The organism is Bacillus cereus group sp. BfR-BA-01441 (genome assembly GCF_022663075.1).
GTDB classification, from domain to species: Bacteria; Bacillota; Bacilli; order Bacillales; family Bacillaceae_G; genus Bacillus_A; species Bacillus_A cereus.
The window spans coordinates 1-16,452 of record NZ_JAKUEU010000038.1 but is presented as its reverse complement, the minus strand read 5'-3'; the positions used below and the strand labels follow the sequence as shown (position 1 = coordinate 16,452).

Genomic DNA, 16,452 nt, shown 5'->3' with positions numbered 1-16,452 from the left:
TTTTTATTTCTTTTCAAAAGTAGTAATTAAAACGCTACATATAATAAGAATACCACCAATAAAAAAGTTACTATTTAATGTTTCATTTAATAAGAGCCAACCAAGTAACGATCCAACGATAGGTTGGAAGAAGAAAAATAAGGAACCTATGCTTGCATCCAGTAATTCTAATCCTTTATTCCAAAGGAAAAAGGCACCTGCTGTTGAGAGGATTCCTAAGTATAATACGCCTAATATTACGTACGTATTTACTGTTCCGATAGAGGCCGCTTGTAGCTCCCATATCATAAAAGGTGTAATAAAAAAGAGTGAAAAGAAAATTGCGTACGTTGTAATAACTAAGGATGAAAATTGGATTGAAGCGATTTTTACATAAATAGATAGTAAAGCCCACGTAATAGCGGCGCCAACTAAAATGATTGTTCCAATAAAATAGGAGCCAATTTCAATATCCCATCCGATTACGATAATGACACCGATTGTCGCTATTATAGTAGATAAAAGTCTACGAGCAGTTAGTTTTTCTTTCAAAATGAGCGCTGCAAATATAACCATAAATGCAGGGGTAGCTGATGTAACTAACGAGCCTGTATGAGCGTCGGATAATTTTGTTCCGATAAATTGGCATGTGATCGAAATGAAATAGCCGATAAATCCAATCCAAGCGAATAGGAGCCAATCTTTTTTGCGAATGGTTACTTTTTTCTTTTGCTTTTTCTCAGCTAGTTTCAAAATGCCATATAAAACAACAAAAGCGATAATAAAGCGTAGCCAAACGAGTGTTAGTGGTGGAATGAAATCGAGTACGTATTTGCTAACAACATACATACCGCCCCATATACTTGCTGCTAGTGATAAGTATATAGCTCCTAAAATTGTTTGTTTCATTTGAAATACCTCCGTCTATTTTTAGGGTAATATGTGCTCCCTAAGACGAGGCATAGTGTATGTGCTAAATGAATGCCCGTCTTAGTTTATAGACGGCCTACAGGTTGATCGTTTTCGAATGAAGTGTTGTAGTACATGAGTGCATTCCTCCTTCATAATTTTATAATGATATTATAACTTAATTTTCTGATTATTGGAGGTTGTTATGAAATATATCGTTATAAAATCACATGTTAGCAATTATCCTAATCCAATTCGCTTAGAAGAGGGGGATGTAGTGAAAATGATAGAGAGTTACGCTGGTCCAGAAAACTGGGAAAACTGGATGTTTTGTCACGAAGAGAAGTATAACCGGAAAGGATGGGTTCCGGAGCAAATTATAAGAAAAGATATGAATGGAACAGGAATTATTATAAAACAATATACTGCGAAAGAATTAAATGTGAGTATTGGAGAAAGATTGATCGGATTAGAAGAATTGAATGGATGGGTTTGGTGCGAAGGAAGAGATGGTGAGAAGGGCTGGGTACCAAAGGAAAACTTACAAAAATATTAATAATAATATTTGATCAATAATTAGGAAACATATTTTTGCTTATGAGTATATTGGTTGTAGGATAAAAAGTAGATTAATAGAGAAAGAGGAGGAGATTATTATAACTACAACCGTTATTTCACATTTTTACAATGAAGAGTATTTATTGCCATGGTGGCTTATGCATCATACGAAACTTTTTGATCATGGTATTTTAATTAATAAAGGTTCAACAGATCGTTCCGTTGAGATTTGTAAAAAATTCGCACCGCATTGGGAGGTGCGAGATTCTGTAAATCCAGAGTTTGATGCATATGCGACAGATCATGAAGTGATGAGGATAGAACAAGAAGTACAAGGATGGAAAATGATTTTAAATACGACTGAGTTTCTTTGCGTGCAAGATAAAAATCAGTTTTGGAAATCGCTACATGAATTGGGGGGGAGGATGTATTGGCTGGACGGGCTTATTATGGTTGATGATCCTAACTACAACTATCCGGACCTTAACTTTGGAATACCTTTAATGAAACAGCGATTTCATGGTTATTTACCAGAAGATTGGCCGTTATGGAGAAGAGGTAGATTTATTCATAATCATGAGCATGGAAGTTATACGGTTGGAAGACATTTATCTGCGCATGAATCGATGATTTATCCACCTCTTGCCTGTATATTATGGTTTGGGTTTAGTCCGTGGAACGATGCGATGAGAAAGAGAAAGTTACAAATTGGTCCGACTCTTTCTGAAGCTAGTAAGCATGGGGGAATGGGGACGCAACATATTGTTACGTCGGAAAGATTAGAAGAATGGTATAAGGAATTAGCGAGAGGAACGAAGGATTTACGTTTTAATGATGCATATCGTTATGTTTTTGTATAAATGATTTCCACCATAAAATTGTTTCTTCAATTCCTGTATTTAGATCGTATGTTGGTTTCCAGTTTACTTCAGTTTTTAAACGTTCTACATTAACCCCGACAAATAAAGGTTCATCTTTAGAGAAAGGGATTGCACCTAGTTTAATTAAATGTTCTTTTCCTATCTTTTTAGCAATGATAGAAGCTAACTTTTTAATTTGTACAGATTGACCAGAAGCGATATTGATGGTGCCTGTAACGCTGTGTTCTAATATTGTTACGAGAGCGTCAGCGACGTCACTCACATGGAGGAAATCTCTCGATTGTTTTCCATGTGTACATAGTGCCTCCTCGTTTTTTAATAAGGAAGTGATAATGTTAGAAACGAGCCGATTACCTTGTTCGTGAGGTCCATACATATGAAAAATGCGGCCCCAACACATGCTGAGGCCTGTTTGTTGTGCATACGTTTCTAGCCAGGAGTGCAGTGCATTTTTACATAAAGAATACGGGGTTTTATAGGAAAGGAGCGGTGAATCTTCAAATAATACGCCGTTAAACCATTCGTACTCTGCGCCAGTACCTGCAACGACAACACGCTTTCCACCGCATGTTGTGAAGTGTTGAATCAATGAAATACTAGACTTTAGCCAATAGTAATTATTAATAGATACATAGCATGCTGGTGGCACTGCTTCCCAAGCAAGGTGAATGAGATGGCTAGGCTGAACATCCGAAATGAATTGTTTTACTTCGTCATCGCGAAGCAAGTTTACTTTATGCCAATGGCAAGGGAGGTGAGAGGGGTTATTTTTATTATACGTGGCGTGCACTTCATATTCCTTTTGTATAAGTGAATGTACAACATATTTACCTATCCAGCCACTACCACCTGTTACAACAACTTTCTTCATGGCTCGATCACCTCAATTTCTGGAACCGTCACTAAAAATTTACCGCCCCATTCACGAATGAAAGAGCATTCTTTCATAATTTCGTCTTTCAAATTCCAAGGAAGTATAAGAATGTAATCCGGTTTTGTACGTTTAATTTCTGCTGGAGATTTTATTGGAATACGAGTTCCTGGTAAAAGGAGATGTTGTTTGTGAGGATTTTTATCTACTGTATAAGCTAGAAATTCTTTACCTATCCCGCAATAATTCAAAAGGGTGTTTCCTTTAGCTGGAGCACCGTAACCGATAATTTGTTTGTTTAAAGCTTTCGCTTCAATAAAAAACTTTAAAATATTTATTTTCAATTGTTCGATGCGTTTAGAAAAAAGGAGATAGCAATCTAAAGTATCTAACCCGTGGTCGACTTCTTTTTGAATTAATTTTGTAACATTGGAATGGATAGTTGATTGGGCACTTAGATGGTTTACAAAAATCCGTAAGGAACCACCATGCGTTGAAAGTTCTTCTACATCAACAATTTGTAAATGATGATAACTTAAAACTTTTTGAAGGCTTATAAGTGAGAAGTAGGAAAAGTGCTCATGGTAGATAGTATCGAACTGTTTAAAGGATATGAGGTTTAATAAGTGTGGGAATTCAATTGTTATCGTGCCATCTTGTTTTAATAACGTTTTTAAACCGGCAACAAAATCATGCAAGTTTGGAACATGTGCTAATACGTTATTTGCGACGATTAAATCAGCTTGTGGCAATTTTTTTGCTAAGTCATTACTGAAAAAATTCACATGAGTAGGAATTCCTTTTTTGATAGCAATTTCTGCTACGTTTTTCGCGGGTTCAATTCCCAATGTCTCGATATTTTCTTTTTTAAAGTATTGTAATAAGTACCCATCGTTACTTGCGATTTCAATCACTTTTGAATGTTTCGTTAAGTTGAAACGCTTAATCGCCATTTCTACATATTGTTTAGCGTGTAGTAGCCAACTTGAGGAGTAAGAGCTGAAGTATAAATAGTTATGAAAAATATTTTGTGGGGATTCAAATTCATCTAGCTGTACGAGTAAACAAGAGTTACAAACAAATGTGTGCAGCGGATAAAAAGGTTCCATTTTATATGAGCTTTCAGGAGCTACAAATGAATTAGCAAGAGGGGAAACGCCCAAATCTAAAAAAGTGTTGGTTAGTAATGAGTGGCAAAAACGGCATTTGTTCTGTTCCATTTTATAGCCTCCTTATAAATTTTTGAATGCATCGATTTGTTGTCGTGTGAAAGATTCTATATTTTCACCAGATGCATATTTTTTGTACCAATCAACAGTCCAAGCGATAGCATCATCTGTTGATAACTTAGGAGTCCAGCCGAGTTTGTTTACTGCTTTTGTACTATCGAGTGTTAAAACAGGTGATTCATAAGGAGTATTTGTAGAGGAGGAAATGATTGTTAGTGGGTTATTCCATAATTTTATTACAGATTCAATGACATCATGAACGGTTCTGTTAGGTTCATTCATTGGGCCGAAATTCCACGCTTCTGCATATTTAGCATCATTCCAAAGTTTCTCAGCTAAAAGGATATAGCCATGTAGAGGATCTAAAACATGTTGCCACGGACGGACGGCATATTTGTTTCGAATACACAAAGTATGATTGTGCAAATATGCCCGAATGATATCAGGGAATAATCGATCTTCTGCCCAATCACCACCGCCGATGACGTTACCAGCTCTGACTGAGGCGAGTTTCTGGGTATTAGTGCGGAAGAATGATTTTTGATAGGATGTTGCTACTATTTCAGCGCAAGCTTTACTAGCGCTATAAGGGTCGAAACCTCCTAGTCGGTCATTTTCCACGAACGCTCGGTCGCCACTACCGTCATTCTCATAACATTTATCGCTTGTCACATTAATAATGGCACGTACGCTTTCGACGGACTTTGCTGCTTCTAGCACGTGGACAGTACCTAAAACATTCGTTTTGAATGTATCGATAGGATTTTTGTATGAAGCGGTTACGATTGGCTGAGCTGCTAAATGAAATATTATGTCAGGTTTATGCTGCTTCATAGCATGAAATAAAGAATGGTAATCTGTAATATCGCCTTTCATTGTCGTGCACTCTTTTGCTACGTTACCTTGTTCAAAAATGTTAGGAATGGATGGGGGATGAGAAGAAAAGCCTACTACTTCTGCACCTAAAGAATTTAAGAAAAGGGTGAGCCAGGAGCCTTTAAATCCAGTATGTCCTGTAATAAATACTTTTTTCTTATTCCAAAAAGATGATGAAGCCATATTACCAAACCTTCCACGGAGCGTTATTACTTTCCCATAGCTCGACTAATTTATTTTTATCGCGCAATGTATCCATCGGATGCCAAAAACCAGAATGTTGATATGCGGCCAATTCATTTTTGTTTACTAACTGAACTAAAGTGTCTGTTTCAAAAACAGACTTATCTCCACTAATGTAATTGAAAACTTCAGGATTTAAAACGAAAAATCCACCGTTAACCCATCCGCCATCACCTAATGGTTTTTCTTGAAAAGATGTTACAGACTGTTTATCTAATATGAGAGAACCAAATCTACCAGGAGGTTGTACAGCAGTAACAGTAGCCATTTTTCCATGTTTTTTATGGAATGTAATAAGTTCTTTTATATTTACATTACTTAATCCATCACCATAAGTGAGGCAGAAAGGTTCGTCTCCGACATAATTTTGAATCTTTTTCACTCGGCCACCCGTTTCGGTATTTACACCAGTATCGATTAGTGTAACTTTCCATGGTTCTACACGATGAGAATGGCTAGTAATTGTATTATCGTTTAATTGTATTGTGAAATCAGACATGTGTAAGTTGTAATTTAGAAAGAACTCTTTAATTGCATATCCTTTATAGCCTAAGCAAATAATAAACTCAGTAATTCCGTAATGACTATACAAACTCATAATGTGCCATAGAATGGGTTTTGTTCCAATTTCAATCATAGGTTTCGGTTTTAAATGTGTTTCTTCCCCAATTCTTGTACCGTACCCACCAGCAAGAATAACAGCTTTCATTTTTTCCTCCTAAAATAAAAATTTATTATTTATACAGTATTCATGTTTTATGCAAATGAGATTGTTTTTGATTAAGTGAATGAAAATGTTTGAGGTGATGACGATGCAGAAAGTATTACGGTTTGAATTTTGGGAATAATTCTTGATATTCAGGGTTATGACGGAGGTCTTGTGTTAGGTTACTAAGCTCTAAAAAACGTATGTCCAGTACTTCAGGAGATTGACCGTAATGTGTTTGAAGTCCCATTTGAACACCCCTTTTTGAAAGGGTAGGTGTAATTTGTAATTTTCTTGCCTTTGATTGTTCATTCCAAGGGCTAAAATAAAATTTTAAAATAAATGAAGGATAGTCATAAATTATATATCCGTGCCGCGAATGATGTCTACCAGGTAAATATGCACCGTCTAGATGATTGTGAATAAATCTCCAAGCACATCCGAGATTTGGGTTATAAGGGAAGACACCGTGGTATCGCTGTTCTACTAAGGGGATAGAATATCTAGGCTTTGAATAATTATAATTATGATTATCTATCATTAAAATCATTCTAATCGCATACATGTTTTGGCCTAGTGTATGAAGAGATGAAAAAAATTCTTCAGTATTATTACAACAAAAGAATTCAGTAGTATTTAAAACGATTTTCCAACCTGAAACTTCTCTTTCAATTTCCATCACTTCAATATCAGTATTAGTTGGATCAAACTCAAGAAATCTTGAATTTCGTACTTCCCAGTGGGGTGCTAATAGTTTACAAATCTCTACGGAACGATCTGTAGACCCTCTATTAATTAAAATGCCGTGATCGAATATTTTCGTGTGATGCATAAGCCACCATGGAAGTAGGTATTCTTCATTATAAAAATGAGAAATGATTGTCTTTTTCATATTAATTCCCTCCTATACAAGCAATCATTATTAGTAGGATATGCTTTTAAATAAGAAAGGTTAAAAGTGGCAGATAATGTAGTGATTAGGTAGTAGTTTAGTAATTTTATTGTATAAGTGTAGATTACTCGTATTGAATCATCATAGGAGGAGATTGGAATTTTGTATAAATTGTGAATAATAAACCGTCACGTTTGACTGTACAGTTTATGTATTGTATGATGTAAGTAATATAAACAAGGGGGGAAGATCGTTGGGAAGGTGTATCGAATCGGACAGTTGGCTCTCATGGCTCACGTGTCGAAACGAACGATTGATTATTATACGAATCTAGGTATCTTAAAAGCGGAGCGATCTCAATCTAATTATCGCTATTACGACGAAACAGCATTTGAGACATTACAATTTATTGAGAAGTGCAAAGAAATGCATATGCCGCTTTGTGAGATTAAAGAGAAAATCGAGGAGAAGAAGAAGCTGCTCGGTATCAATGAACACGTTTCGAAACAAGTGAATGAAGTGACAGACCATATTCATCGATTAGAAGTGGAGCTTACTGAGTTAAAACCGCTTTTAGATGAATTGACTGATTCACAACGTGAAAAAATATCGAAATCTTTATCAGGTCAAACGACAGCTTTAATACAGACACTTGCTCTATTATTATAGAATAAGTGAAATCCGACCTCTTTAATTTTTGTATCGGGCTATGTTTTCTAACAAACAAATAAGAAAACATTATAGTATACAGGAGGTGGACACCTTAGTTTTTTAACTAAGGGGATTCATTGGAAATATTTAATTTAGTCATGGTTGCGATTTTAATCGCATTTACTGGATTTTTCGTAGCAGCAGAGTTTGCGATTGTAAAGATACGTTCAAGCCGTATCGATCAGCTTGTTGCGGAAGGAAAACGCGGTGCTTTAGCAGCGAAAAAGGTAACAACAAATTTAGATGAATATTTATCTGCTTGTCAATTAGGTATTACAGTTACAGCTATGGGATTAGGTTGGTTAGGTGAACCGACAATTGAAAAGTTATTACACCCGTTATTTGAGAAATGGAACTTAAATCCTTCTATTTCATCAGTATTAACATTTGGTCTTGCTTTTATGATTATGACGTATTTACACGTTGTAGTAGGAGAATTAGCTCCAAAAACGATGGCAATTCAAAAGGCTGAAAGGGTAACGTTATTATTGGCAGGTCCATTAATGATGTTCTATAAAGTAATGTATCCATTTATTTGGGTATTGAACGGTTCAGCTCGTGTGATAACTGGTTTATTTGGTTTAAAGCCAGCTTCAGAACATGAAGTAGCTCATACAGAAGAAGAATTACGTCTTATCCTTTCAGATAGCTATGAAAGTGGCGAAATTAATCAAGCTGAATACAAGTATGTAAATAACATTTTTGAATTTGATAATCGTATTGCAAAAGAGATTATGGTACCGCGAACAGAAATCGTTGGTTTCTACCTGGAAGATTCAGTAGAAGAACACATGAAAGTAATCCAAAATGAGCGATACACACGTTATCCGATTTTTGGAGAAGATAAAGATGATATTATCGGTATGGTCAACGTAAAAGATTTCTTTATTCGATATATGACCGAGGATCAAAAAGATTTATCATCTATTCGCTCGTATATGCGTCCGATTATTGAAGTGATGGAAACGACTCCAATTCACGATTTATTACTTCAAATGCAGAAGAAGCGAATTCCGATGGCTGTTTTATATGATGAGTACGGAGGAACAGCTGGAATTGTAACGCTTGAAGATATCTTGGAGGAAATCGTCGGCGAAATTCGTGACGAATATGATGAAGATGAAGCACCACCAATTCAACATGTGAACGAGCAACATATTATTGTTGATGGAAAAGTGCTTATCTCAGAAGTGAAAGATTTATTTGGATTACACATCGAAGAAGATGATGTGGATACAATCGGTGGATGGATTATGATGCAAAATCATGAAATCGAAGAAGGACAACACGTTGAGGCGGAAGGTTATGAATTTAAAGTGTTAGAAAAAGACGCTTACCAAATTAAACGTGTTGAAATTCGTAAGATGGAACAAGAACAAGAAGAAGAGAAAGCAGCAACTGTGTAAGTTGCTGCTTTTCTTCTAAAGTACAAAAAATGAGAACTTAGGAGCGGATATTTTGATTCAAGAAGCCTTACGTGCATATCGATTACAATTGTATGTGATCTTTAGTGGTTTACTACTTATGTGGACGATTACTCCGTTTGGAAAACAAGTGACAGGGTTCGGTATTGGATTAGCAGTAAGTGCTTATTGTCTTTGGTTATTAGCTCGCAGAGTGGAGAAACTCGGGAAAAGTATCGTAATGAAGGAAAAGGCTCCTGGATTAGGAGTTTTAAACCGATTTGCAGCTGCTATTTTAGGAGCTATCATCATGTATGAAATTGAGCATGAAATGGAAATGTGGGCATTCGGTACAGGTATTTTAGGTGGTCACTTTTTAATGATTGCAAATTTAGCGTACGCAAATATGCAGTTAGTGAAAGAAGAAGAGAAGCAAAGAGAACATGCTTCGAAAAATATAGAGCTATGATGAAAAGGACCTAATCAGGTTCCTTTTTTAGTTTAGCGATATGATACAAGTAATCAAATTAATGACAAATATAATACGCTTCTTTTTTGTGTTTTTCAATAGTATGAAAAATAATAAAAAAATTTTAAAAAACCCATCGATTTCTAAAGGTTATGTATGTTATTATGACAAAAGACTTTTTGAAAGAGGTGGATACCAATGTTACAAGCGCTACTTATTTTTGTGCTTCAAATTATTTACGTTCCAATATTAACAATCCGTACGATTTTGCTTGTAAAGAATCAAACAAGATCCGCTGCTGGTGTTGGATTGTTAGAAGGAGCTATTTACATTGTCAGTTTAGGTATTGTGTTTCAAGATTTATCAAATTGGATGAACATCGTTGCCTATGTCATTGGCTTTAGTGCGGGACTGTTATTAGGCGGTTATATAGAGAATAAATTAGCAATTGGTTATATTACGTATCAAGTTAGTTTACTAGACCGTTGTAATGAATTAGTAGATGAGTTACGTCACTCTGGATTTGGCGTTACAGTATTTGAAGGCGAAGGTATTAATTCTATACGTTATCGCTTAGATATCGTCGCAAAGCGTTCTAGAGAGAAAGAGCTTTTAGAAATCATTAATGAAATTGCACCGAAAGCGTTTATGTCTTCGTATGAAATTCGCTCGTTTAAGGGTGGATATTTAACGAAGGCGATGAAGAAAAGAGCGTTAATGAAGAAGAAAGATGAACATGCATCGTAAAAAAGAGGAATAGTGATGCATTAAAAGCGCAGTATAAGTCTAAATGTAAAAGGGAGGAATCTATTTTGATGTAGATTCCTCTCTTTTTTTATGAAAAATATTCATCTGTTAATTCAAAAAAACTAAATCGTATAATTATGTTTTTTACTCATTCTCAAATTAATGATTAGCCATATAATTTGAAAAAATACCGGTATGATAAACGTGATTAATAAAACGATAAGTGATATTGATTTAATTTCAGGTGTTTGAATAACACCAGCACCATCAACATCTCGTAGCCAAATAATAGCGGCCCATATTCCAAAAACGATAATCCAAAATATGTTACCAATCCACCAAGAAATCCATCGTTTTTTCATGTTAGCACCCCCTACATTTATCTACTGTTAAAAGTATATTTTCTTTTGTTACATTTATAATGAAACAACTTTAAAATCAGTTTTTAACTGTATATCTAACTTGTTTGAAGGTTACTATTTCTCCATCATCATCATCGTCTTTCGTTTGTAAAAGTTGAACTTTTGGTTTGTAGTCCGTCCTATGAGCGTGTTCGATATCTTTAATGTTAAGTTTGTAGGATTCACCATTTTTTAGTTTTTGTTCCAACACTTTTTTATTAGCAACATAAATAAAAGTTACTTTATTTTCATCAATGCCTTTAGTTTTAATTTCTAATTCATTGTCTTTTGCTGTGATCGTTGGTGTTAATAATTCCATACTGCCTTTCCCGCTTTCTAAAGAATTCTCTGCTATAGTTGAACATCCTGATAATATGATTCCAGTGAATAGAAGAACAAGTAATTTCTTTTTCATAACATCCCCTCCGATTCTATGTGATTTTTGATTTTGGTATTGCTAGATTACTAGTGTGGAGCGTAAATGTTTAGTTAGTACCCCCTTAATTGTACCATAATATGTAAATTAAAACAGGGTGTATATCCAATTTAAGGGAGATTGAAGAATTTACTGATTGTTGTAAATTCTTGTGTTTTAGCTTCTATTTCAATCGAAATGTAGACGAGAGAAAGAAATTTTTTTATAGAAATTACAATTTTTACATTTTACAATAATGATAGGGAATAGATGAATTCATTCACTTCGGAGGTAGTTATTTGAACATTAATGAGAAGGCAATTGAAATGTTTGAACAAAATAAATATGAGGAAGCAATGGAACTATTTCAACAAGCAGTACATAAATCTAGAGATGTACAATCTCTCAATAATCTGGCTTGGATGTACTTTTATGAGGAAGAGAATGATGAGAAAGCTCTTGAATTAATAAGAGAAGTTGTTAAGTTGAATCCTTCTTCATACTTTCCCTATAACATCTTAGGGGAAATTTATATAAAACAAAAAAAGTGGGAAGAAGCGAAGGAAGTATTACAAAAATCTATTTCGATTCAACCATCAGATGAAGCATATCATAATGTAGCTGTAGCTCATTATAAACTTGGAGAGCTGGAAAAAGCTTCGGAATTTTTTTTACGAGTTGCAGGGGATTCGGACTATATCATGTATAGCTATGTAAAATGTTTAATTGATTTAGAACGAACGACAGAAGCAAAAGAGAAGTTAGATACTTTTAACAGGGAAGCTGATAATTTTTTAGGGGAAATTAATGTAGCAGATTTATATGTTGAGTTGAATTGCTATAAAGAAGCAATTGAATGGTTCGAAAAGGGATATAAAGAATGCTGGAAAAGTCCTAATTGGATTGGTAGATTTGTGTATGCTCTATATAAAACGAATAATTTCTCCCGTATAAATGAAGTTATACGGGAATCTATCGAAGCGAAAACAGCAGAAATAGAAGATGTTCAGAATGAAGAAGTAGAAGAAAACTGGACAGAAAATGATAAGAAAGAGTTAATTGAGGAATATACAGAAGAGAATAATTGTTATAAAACAATGGTAGAACGTATCAAATCTGGATACGTTCCAGGATTAGAATTTGAAACGGATTTTATAGGTGGGTGCTATTTGTTTGGTTGTAAAAGACATAATCACCTTGAATATGAAAAATAAAAAGATTCGACTGTCAAAGATGATGGTCGAATCTTTTTCGTTATAGGTCGCTTGTATTACATAGGTGTATATCCTCTTTAGAGGCCACTTTTTTTATATTTAAAATATGTAGTGAAATAAAACCAATAAGTCCTATTCCGCCAAAAATAAGCCATGGTGTATACATTCCGCTTAAGTTGGATGTAAAAGATGTACCGGTATAATTACCAATGATAAAACCAAATGCGAGTGATAGTTGATAAAATCCGAAGAAAGTGGCTGTATATGATTCATTACTGTAATTTGCAATAGTGATATCAGCGTTAGGTAATACGAGTGTTTCACCGATTGTAAATAAAATTACACAAATAAAGAGCCAATATGGGTGTTGAAATAAAGGAATGAGTAAAAAGGAAATACTCATTAATAAAACACCGTATTTAATAATTGAAAGTGTGTTGTATTTGTGGAATAATTTTCGGAATAATACCATAAATATGACGCCTGTTATCGCATTTATCGTAATAACGAGTGTAGCAAGTTGATTGCTACTACTAATGTTTTTCATATGAAGTGGAAGTGCGACAGTAAGTTGAGTAAACATAATATAGAAGAAAATCATGATAAAGGAAAACAGAAGGAAAGACTTGTTTTGTAAGATGGCCTGTATTCCTAATGTAATAGACGTGTTTTCAGTAGTGACTTGGAAGTGATTTTTAAGTAAGTAAAAGATAAAAGCGAATAACAGCATAAGTGATCCTGTTAGAGAGAAGGCATAGATTGGATCAAGTAAGAGTAAGAACCCTCCTGCAATTGGTCCGATTATTGCACCGCAATTAAAGCTAAGGTTTAAATATGTAAATAAATTTTTTCTCAAATGAGCTGGTTGTGAACCGAATATGGCGCGCGCAGCAGGTTCGTAAAATGCAGTTCCGAAGCCAATAAGTGCAGAAGAAATAGAAATTGTATAGAAATCAGAGCATATTCCTAAAGCGATAAATCCGATTCCTCTCAAAAATAAACCGGCTATCATCATAATGATATAGCCTATTTTGTCAGCAATTAACCCTGAGAATAATGGGATAACTCGTGATGTAATTGTCATAACCGTCAACACTGTTCCTACTTGGACAGCAGAAAAATGAAGAAAGGTTAATAGATAAATAGCTAAAAATGCGTATACTGCAAAATACCCAAAAGACATAAAAAATGAAGAAATAAGCATGAAACGTATCGGTGTTGAGAAACTTTTCATAGAAATCCTCCTAATTATGTAACCAGTAAAATCATTTGATGGTTAACTATTTTATACTATAATTATACATAAAGTCAGAAAAAAGTAAATTTTAAGAAGAAGGTGGATCGAATTGAATCAAAACGCTCCAAATGAACTAGAATATATTCGGGAATTTTTAAATACATGGAGAATACCAAACGATACGAGAGAGCCAATTGATTTGCTGCAAACAGAAGAAGACATAAAGCTTTTTATGAAAGAATATTTTGATGAAGAGTTTCCATTTCATACGATAGAGGAATTAAGAGGTTTTCGAGAAGATATTCGGATGACAATTGAAGGCGAAGGATCATTGCAAAAATGGTTAGAGAAATACCCATTTCATGTACATATAAAGGATGATATGAAAGGTATTACATATGAACCGGTATATGAAGAGAATGTGTATACAAAAGTGTTAAGTATTGTGTTAATGTCAATTCAAGAAAATGTATGGGGAAGGTTAAAAGCATGTCCAGATTGTCGCTGGGTATTTTATGATCATTCGCGAAATGGAAGTAAAAGATGGTGCGGTATGTATGCTGGAGAAGAAGGAGGAAGAGCATGCGGTACGATTGCGAAAGTGAAAAACTACCGGGCGAAGAGAAAAGGGCGATCTGGTTATGATATGTAATTAATATTAGAGAAAGAAAAATGGATGGGGGAATGTAGAATATGAAAGGTACGCAAATGTTAGCTTTAAATAAAAAGTGTTGGGAGACAGTTGCACCTTATTTCTTTCAAGTGGATTGTTTACCTAAATATGGTCCGTATACGGCGTCTGAAGATGAGATTCGTTTGTTCGATTCAATCAGAAAGAAAAAGGTTCTTGATATTGGCTGTGGAAGTGGGCATTCGTTGCAATATATGGCGGAACAAGGGGCAGAGGAATTATGGGGGCTTGATCTTTCGAGTACACAAATTGAAATAGCGAATAAGACGTTAAAGGATTGGAATCCAAAGTTAGTATGCGGAGCAATGGAAGAAGAAGGCGATATTCCGAAAGGATATTTTGATATTGTATATTCCATTTATGCATTAGGTTGGACTTCGGATTTAAGAAAAACGTTGGAACTGATTTATTCATATGTAAAGCCAGGGGGAAGTTTTATTTTTAGTTGGGAGCACCCGGTATATTCAAACTTACAGTATGGTACGGAAGAAGTTGCTATAAAGTCTTCTTATCATGAGGAAACGCCCATTACGTTTGAAACATTTAAAGGAGAAAATGTACAAGCGACATTATATAAGAGAAAAATAAGTACATACATAAATGAGTTAAATAGAGTGGAATTTAAAATTGAGAGAATAGAAGAGCCTGAACCATCAAGCTCGTTTGATGGAGAACTAGCTGAGCCGTCTACGAAGTATTATTCTTTATATAAAGCTAGAATGGTGCCGACTACTTTTATTATTAAAGCTAGAAAGTAAAGTGTTTTTATAAAAGAAGCCTATGATTTCAAATAGATGAAATGATAGGCTTCTTTATTTTAAAAAAATGAGGTCAAAGGTGTACTTTTCTTATAAAAATGCATTTCATATAAAAGGTGTAATTATTTTGGGGAAGGGGGATTGTTGTGCGTCATCATAGAAAGTGCAAAAAATTTGGAGTGGCACTGCCTCTTCCGCTTATAGGAGCAACGGGTCCGACAGGTAATAGTGGTCCAATCGGTCCAACTGGAGGGCATGAAGGTCCTGTTGGTCCTACAGGGGTGACTGGACCGACGGGAGCAACTGGGCCCCAAGGTCCTCAAGGTATCAGGGGGATACAAGGTCCCCGAGGGACAACAGGAGCACAAGGAATACAAGGAGTTATTGGTGATACAGGAGAGCAAGGTATAACTGGCCCAACTGGTCTCCAAGGTGCTCAAGGATTAATCGGAAACCAAGGTCTAATTGGTGATATTGGAGTACAAGGATTAGAAGGAATACAAGGAGCTACGGGTCCTGCTGGTAGTCAAGGAATACAAGGTATACAAGGAATACAAGGGGAAATAGGTGAGCGAGGACAAACAGGGGCACAAGGAATGCAGGGAGAAAGAGGCGTAACTGGAGTCTCGGGTGTAACTGGTCCACAAGGCCCTCAAGGTGTTCAAGGAATACAAGGAGAGCAAGGGGCTATTGGTATACAAGGAGAAGACGGCTTCCAAGGTATACAAGGAATTACTGGAGAGGAAGGCCCACAAGGAGCTCAAGGAATACAAGGTGAAGTGGGTCCAACTGGTTCTACTGGAATGCAAGGTGCCCAAGGTATAAGTGGAATAAAGGGGATAACAGGTGTAATAGGTTTACAAGGACCACAAGGTGTGCAAGGAATACAAGGTATAACGGGAGCAACAGGTTTTCAAGGGATAAAGGGAATAAGAGGTATAACAGGAGCGACGGGTAGTATTGGTACTCAAGGCTCAGAAGGACCACCGGGCGGTCCGACGGGAGTGACCGGTCCAATTGGCCCTTCTAGTGGAGTGACTGGACCAGCTGGCCCACCCGGTCCACCAGGAGGTCCAACAGGTCCAACGGGTGCGACCGGTTCAACAGGCGTAAGCGGAGGGATAGGTCCAATTGGAGGGCAAGGTGTGCAAGGTATAACAGGTCCAACAGGTCATCAAGGTGTAAGGGGAGCGCAAGGTGCCCAAGGTGTAGTTGGAGCAGTTGGAGTACAAGGAGCACAAGGTCCTCAAGGTAACCAAGGT

General features: G+C 35.8%; 18 protein-coding genes and 1 pseudogene. 10 read left to right on the top strand and 9 right to left on the bottom strand.

Features of this window, described 5'->3' with window-relative positions:
• Positions 1–3: 3 nt before the first annotated feature.
• A complete protein-coding gene (locus MR107_RS16860; protein WP_242292556.1) occupies positions 4–888 on the bottom strand; it encodes a DMT family transporter in 885 nt (294 codons plus the stop codon).
• Positions 889–1,093: 205 nt separating this feature from the next.
• Here MR107_RS16860 and MR107_RS16855 point away from each other — a divergent pair, with 205 nt between their 5' ends.
• A complete protein-coding gene (locus MR107_RS16855) occupies positions 1,094–1,444 on the top strand; it encodes an SH3 domain-containing protein (RefSeq protein ID WP_000875289.1) in 351 nt (116 codons plus the stop codon).
• Between the two features lie 61 nt (positions 1,445–1,505).
• Positions 1,506–2,306 (top strand): glycosyltransferase family 2 protein, encoded by an 801-nt coding sequence (locus tag MR107_RS16850; protein WP_071739851.1) that lies wholly within the window; start codon positions 1,506–1,508, stop codon positions 2,304–2,306.
• On the opposite strand, the gene MR107_RS16845 is transcribed toward MR107_RS16850, so the two are convergent.
• The 5 genes from MR107_RS16845 to MR107_RS16825 all read right to left on the bottom strand — a co-directional run bounded on the left by MR107_RS16845 (position 2,275) and on the right by MR107_RS16825 (position 7,144).
• The gene (locus MR107_RS16845; RefSeq protein WP_071741117.1) at positions 2,275–3,198 is read right to left on the bottom strand and encodes an NAD-dependent epimerase/dehydratase family protein; all 924 of its coding nucleotides are present in this window, start codon (positions 3,196–3,198) and stop codon (positions 2,275–2,277) included. The genes MR107_RS16850 and MR107_RS16845 overlap by 32 nt on opposite strands.
• A complete protein-coding gene (locus tag MR107_RS16840; RefSeq protein ID WP_071741118.1) occupies positions 3,195–4,418 on the bottom strand; it encodes a class I SAM-dependent methyltransferase in 1,224 nt (407 codons plus the stop codon). The genes MR107_RS16845 and MR107_RS16840 overlap by 4 nt, the downstream gene beginning before the upstream one ends.
• Positions 4,419–4,430: 12 nt before the next feature.
• Positions 4,431–5,486, bottom strand: a complete 1,056-nt coding sequence (gene rfbG, locus MR107_RS16835; protein ID WP_017657580.1) for a CDP-glucose 4,6-dehydratase — start codon at positions 5,484–5,486, stop codon at positions 4,431–4,433.
• Position 5,487: 1 nt separating this feature from the next.
• Complete coding sequence (gene rfbF / locus MR107_RS16830) at positions 5,488–6,255, bottom strand: glucose-1-phosphate cytidylyltransferase (RefSeq protein WP_000648807.1); 768 nt, start codon at positions 6,253–6,255, stop codon at positions 5,488–5,490.
• A 115-nt stretch (positions 6,256–6,370) separates the two neighbouring features.
• Entirely contained in the window at positions 6,371–7,144 is a 774-nt protein-coding gene (locus tag MR107_RS16825) for a glycosyltransferase family 2 protein (RefSeq protein WP_000750973.1), read from the bottom strand.
• Between the two features lie 261 nt (positions 7,145–7,405).
• Between MR107_RS16825 and MR107_RS16820 the strand changes: the two genes are divergently transcribed.
• From MR107_RS16820 to MR107_RS16805, 4 genes are all read left to right on the top strand, one after another.
• A complete protein-coding gene (locus tag MR107_RS16820; RefSeq protein WP_000285639.1) occupies positions 7,406–7,813 on the top strand; it encodes a MerR family transcriptional regulator in 408 nt (135 codons plus the stop codon).
• A gap of 119 nt (positions 7,814–7,932) precedes the next feature.
• Entirely contained in the window at positions 7,933–9,261 is a 1,329-nt protein-coding gene (locus MR107_RS16815; protein WP_000402258.1) for a hemolysin family protein, read from the top strand.
• Positions 9,262–9,313: 52 nt separating this feature from the next.
• Positions 9,314–9,727 carry an ATP synthase subunit I gene (locus MR107_RS16810; RefSeq protein WP_134208370.1) on the top strand — a complete coding sequence of 138 codons (414 nt, stop codon included), beginning with the start codon at positions 9,314–9,316 and terminating at the stop codon, positions 9,725–9,727.
• 198 nt (positions 9,728–9,925) lie between these two features.
• On the top strand, positions 9,926–10,474 hold the full coding sequence (locus MR107_RS16805) for a DUF2179 domain-containing protein (protein WP_000938438.1): 549 nt from the start codon (positions 9,926–9,928) through the stop codon (positions 10,472–10,474).
• 122 nt (positions 10,475–10,596) lie between these two features.
• On the opposite strand, the gene MR107_RS16800 is transcribed toward MR107_RS16805, so the two are convergent.
• Complete coding sequence (locus MR107_RS16800) at positions 10,597–10,836, bottom strand: DUF3923 family protein (protein ID WP_000747681.1); 240 nt, start codon at positions 10,834–10,836, stop codon at positions 10,597–10,599.
• A 76-nt stretch (positions 10,837–10,912) separates the two neighbouring features.
• Positions 10,913–11,290 carry a hypothetical protein gene (locus MR107_RS16795; RefSeq protein WP_000728046.1) on the bottom strand — a complete coding sequence of 126 codons (378 nt, stop codon included), beginning with the start codon at positions 11,288–11,290 and terminating at the stop codon, positions 10,913–10,915.
• A gap of 299 nt (positions 11,291–11,589) precedes the next feature.
• Between MR107_RS16795 and MR107_RS16790 the strand changes: the two genes are divergently transcribed.
• Entirely contained in the window at positions 11,590–12,504 is a 915-nt protein-coding gene (locus MR107_RS16790; RefSeq protein WP_242292555.1) for a tetratricopeptide repeat protein, read from the top strand.
• Between the two features lie 40 nt (positions 12,505–12,544).
• Here the strand turns inward: MR107_RS16790 and MR107_RS16785 are convergent, their stop codons facing one another.
• Positions 12,545–13,738, bottom strand: coding sequence for an MDR family MFS transporter (locus MR107_RS16785; RefSeq protein ID WP_000834867.1), 1,194 nt, complete (start codon positions 13,736–13,738; stop codon positions 12,545–12,547).
• A 112-nt stretch (positions 13,739–13,850) separates the two neighbouring features.
• Between MR107_RS16785 and MR107_RS16780 the strand changes: the two genes are divergently transcribed.
• The 3 genes and pseudogenes from MR107_RS16780 to MR107_RS16770 all read left to right on the top strand — a co-directional run.
• Positions 13,851–14,393 carry a CGNR zinc finger domain-containing protein gene (locus tag MR107_RS16780; RefSeq protein WP_001072930.1) on the top strand — a complete coding sequence of 181 codons (543 nt, stop codon included), beginning with the start codon at positions 13,851–13,853 and terminating at the stop codon, positions 14,391–14,393.
• A gap of 41 nt (positions 14,394–14,434) precedes the next feature.
• Positions 14,435–15,190: a class I SAM-dependent methyltransferase gene (locus tag MR107_RS16775; protein WP_134208366.1), complete on the top strand. Its 756-nt coding sequence runs from the start codon at positions 14,435–14,437 to the stop codon at positions 15,188–15,190.
• 146 nt (positions 15,191–15,336) lie between these two features.
• Positions 15,337–16,452, top strand: a pseudogene (locus tag MR107_RS16770) (collagen-like protein); the annotation flags it as partial.

Bases quoted from the DNA above. Each gene is read 5' to 3' on its own strand.
- MR107_RS16860 (WP_242292556.1), bottom strand. From the start codon at position 888: ATGAAACAAACAATTTTAGGAGCTATATACTTATCACTAGCAGCAAGT.
- MR107_RS16855 (WP_000875289.1), top strand. From the start codon at position 1,094: ATGAAATATATCGTTATAAAATCACATGTTAGCAATTATCCTAATCCA.
- MR107_RS16845 (WP_071741117.1), bottom strand. From the start codon at position 3,198: ATGAAGAAAGTTGTTGTAACAGGTGGTAGTGGCTGGATAGGTAAATAT.
- MR107_RS16840 (WP_071741118.1), bottom strand. From the start codon at position 4,418: ATGGAACAGAACAAATGCCGTTTTTGCCACTCATTACTAACCAACACT.
- rfbG (WP_017657580.1), bottom strand. From the start codon at position 5,486: ATGGCTTCATCATCTTTTTGGAATAAGAAAAAAGTATTTATTACAGGA.
- rfbF (WP_000648807.1), bottom strand. From the start codon at position 6,255: ATGAAAGCTGTTATTCTTGCTGGTGGGTACGGTACAAGAATTGGGGAA.
- MR107_RS16825 (WP_000750973.1), bottom strand. From the start codon at position 7,144: ATGAAAAAGACAATCATTTCTCATTTTTATAATGAAGAATACCTACTT.
- MR107_RS16805 (WP_000938438.1), top strand. From the start codon at position 9,926: ATGTTACAAGCGCTACTTATTTTTGTGCTTCAAATTATTTACGTTCCA.
- MR107_RS16800 (WP_000747681.1), bottom strand. From the start codon at position 10,836: ATGAAAAAACGATGGATTTCTTGGTGGATTGGTAACATATTTTGGATT.
- MR107_RS16795 (WP_000728046.1), bottom strand. From the start codon at position 11,290: ATGAAAAAGAAATTACTTGTTCTTCTATTCACTGGAATCATATTATCA.
- MR107_RS16785 (WP_000834867.1), bottom strand. From the start codon at position 13,738: ATGAAAAGTTTCTCAACACCGATACGTTTCATGCTTATTTCTTCATTT.
- MR107_RS16775 (WP_134208366.1), top strand. From the start codon at position 14,435: ATGAAAGGTACGCAAATGTTAGCTTTAAATAAAAAGTGTTGGGAGACA.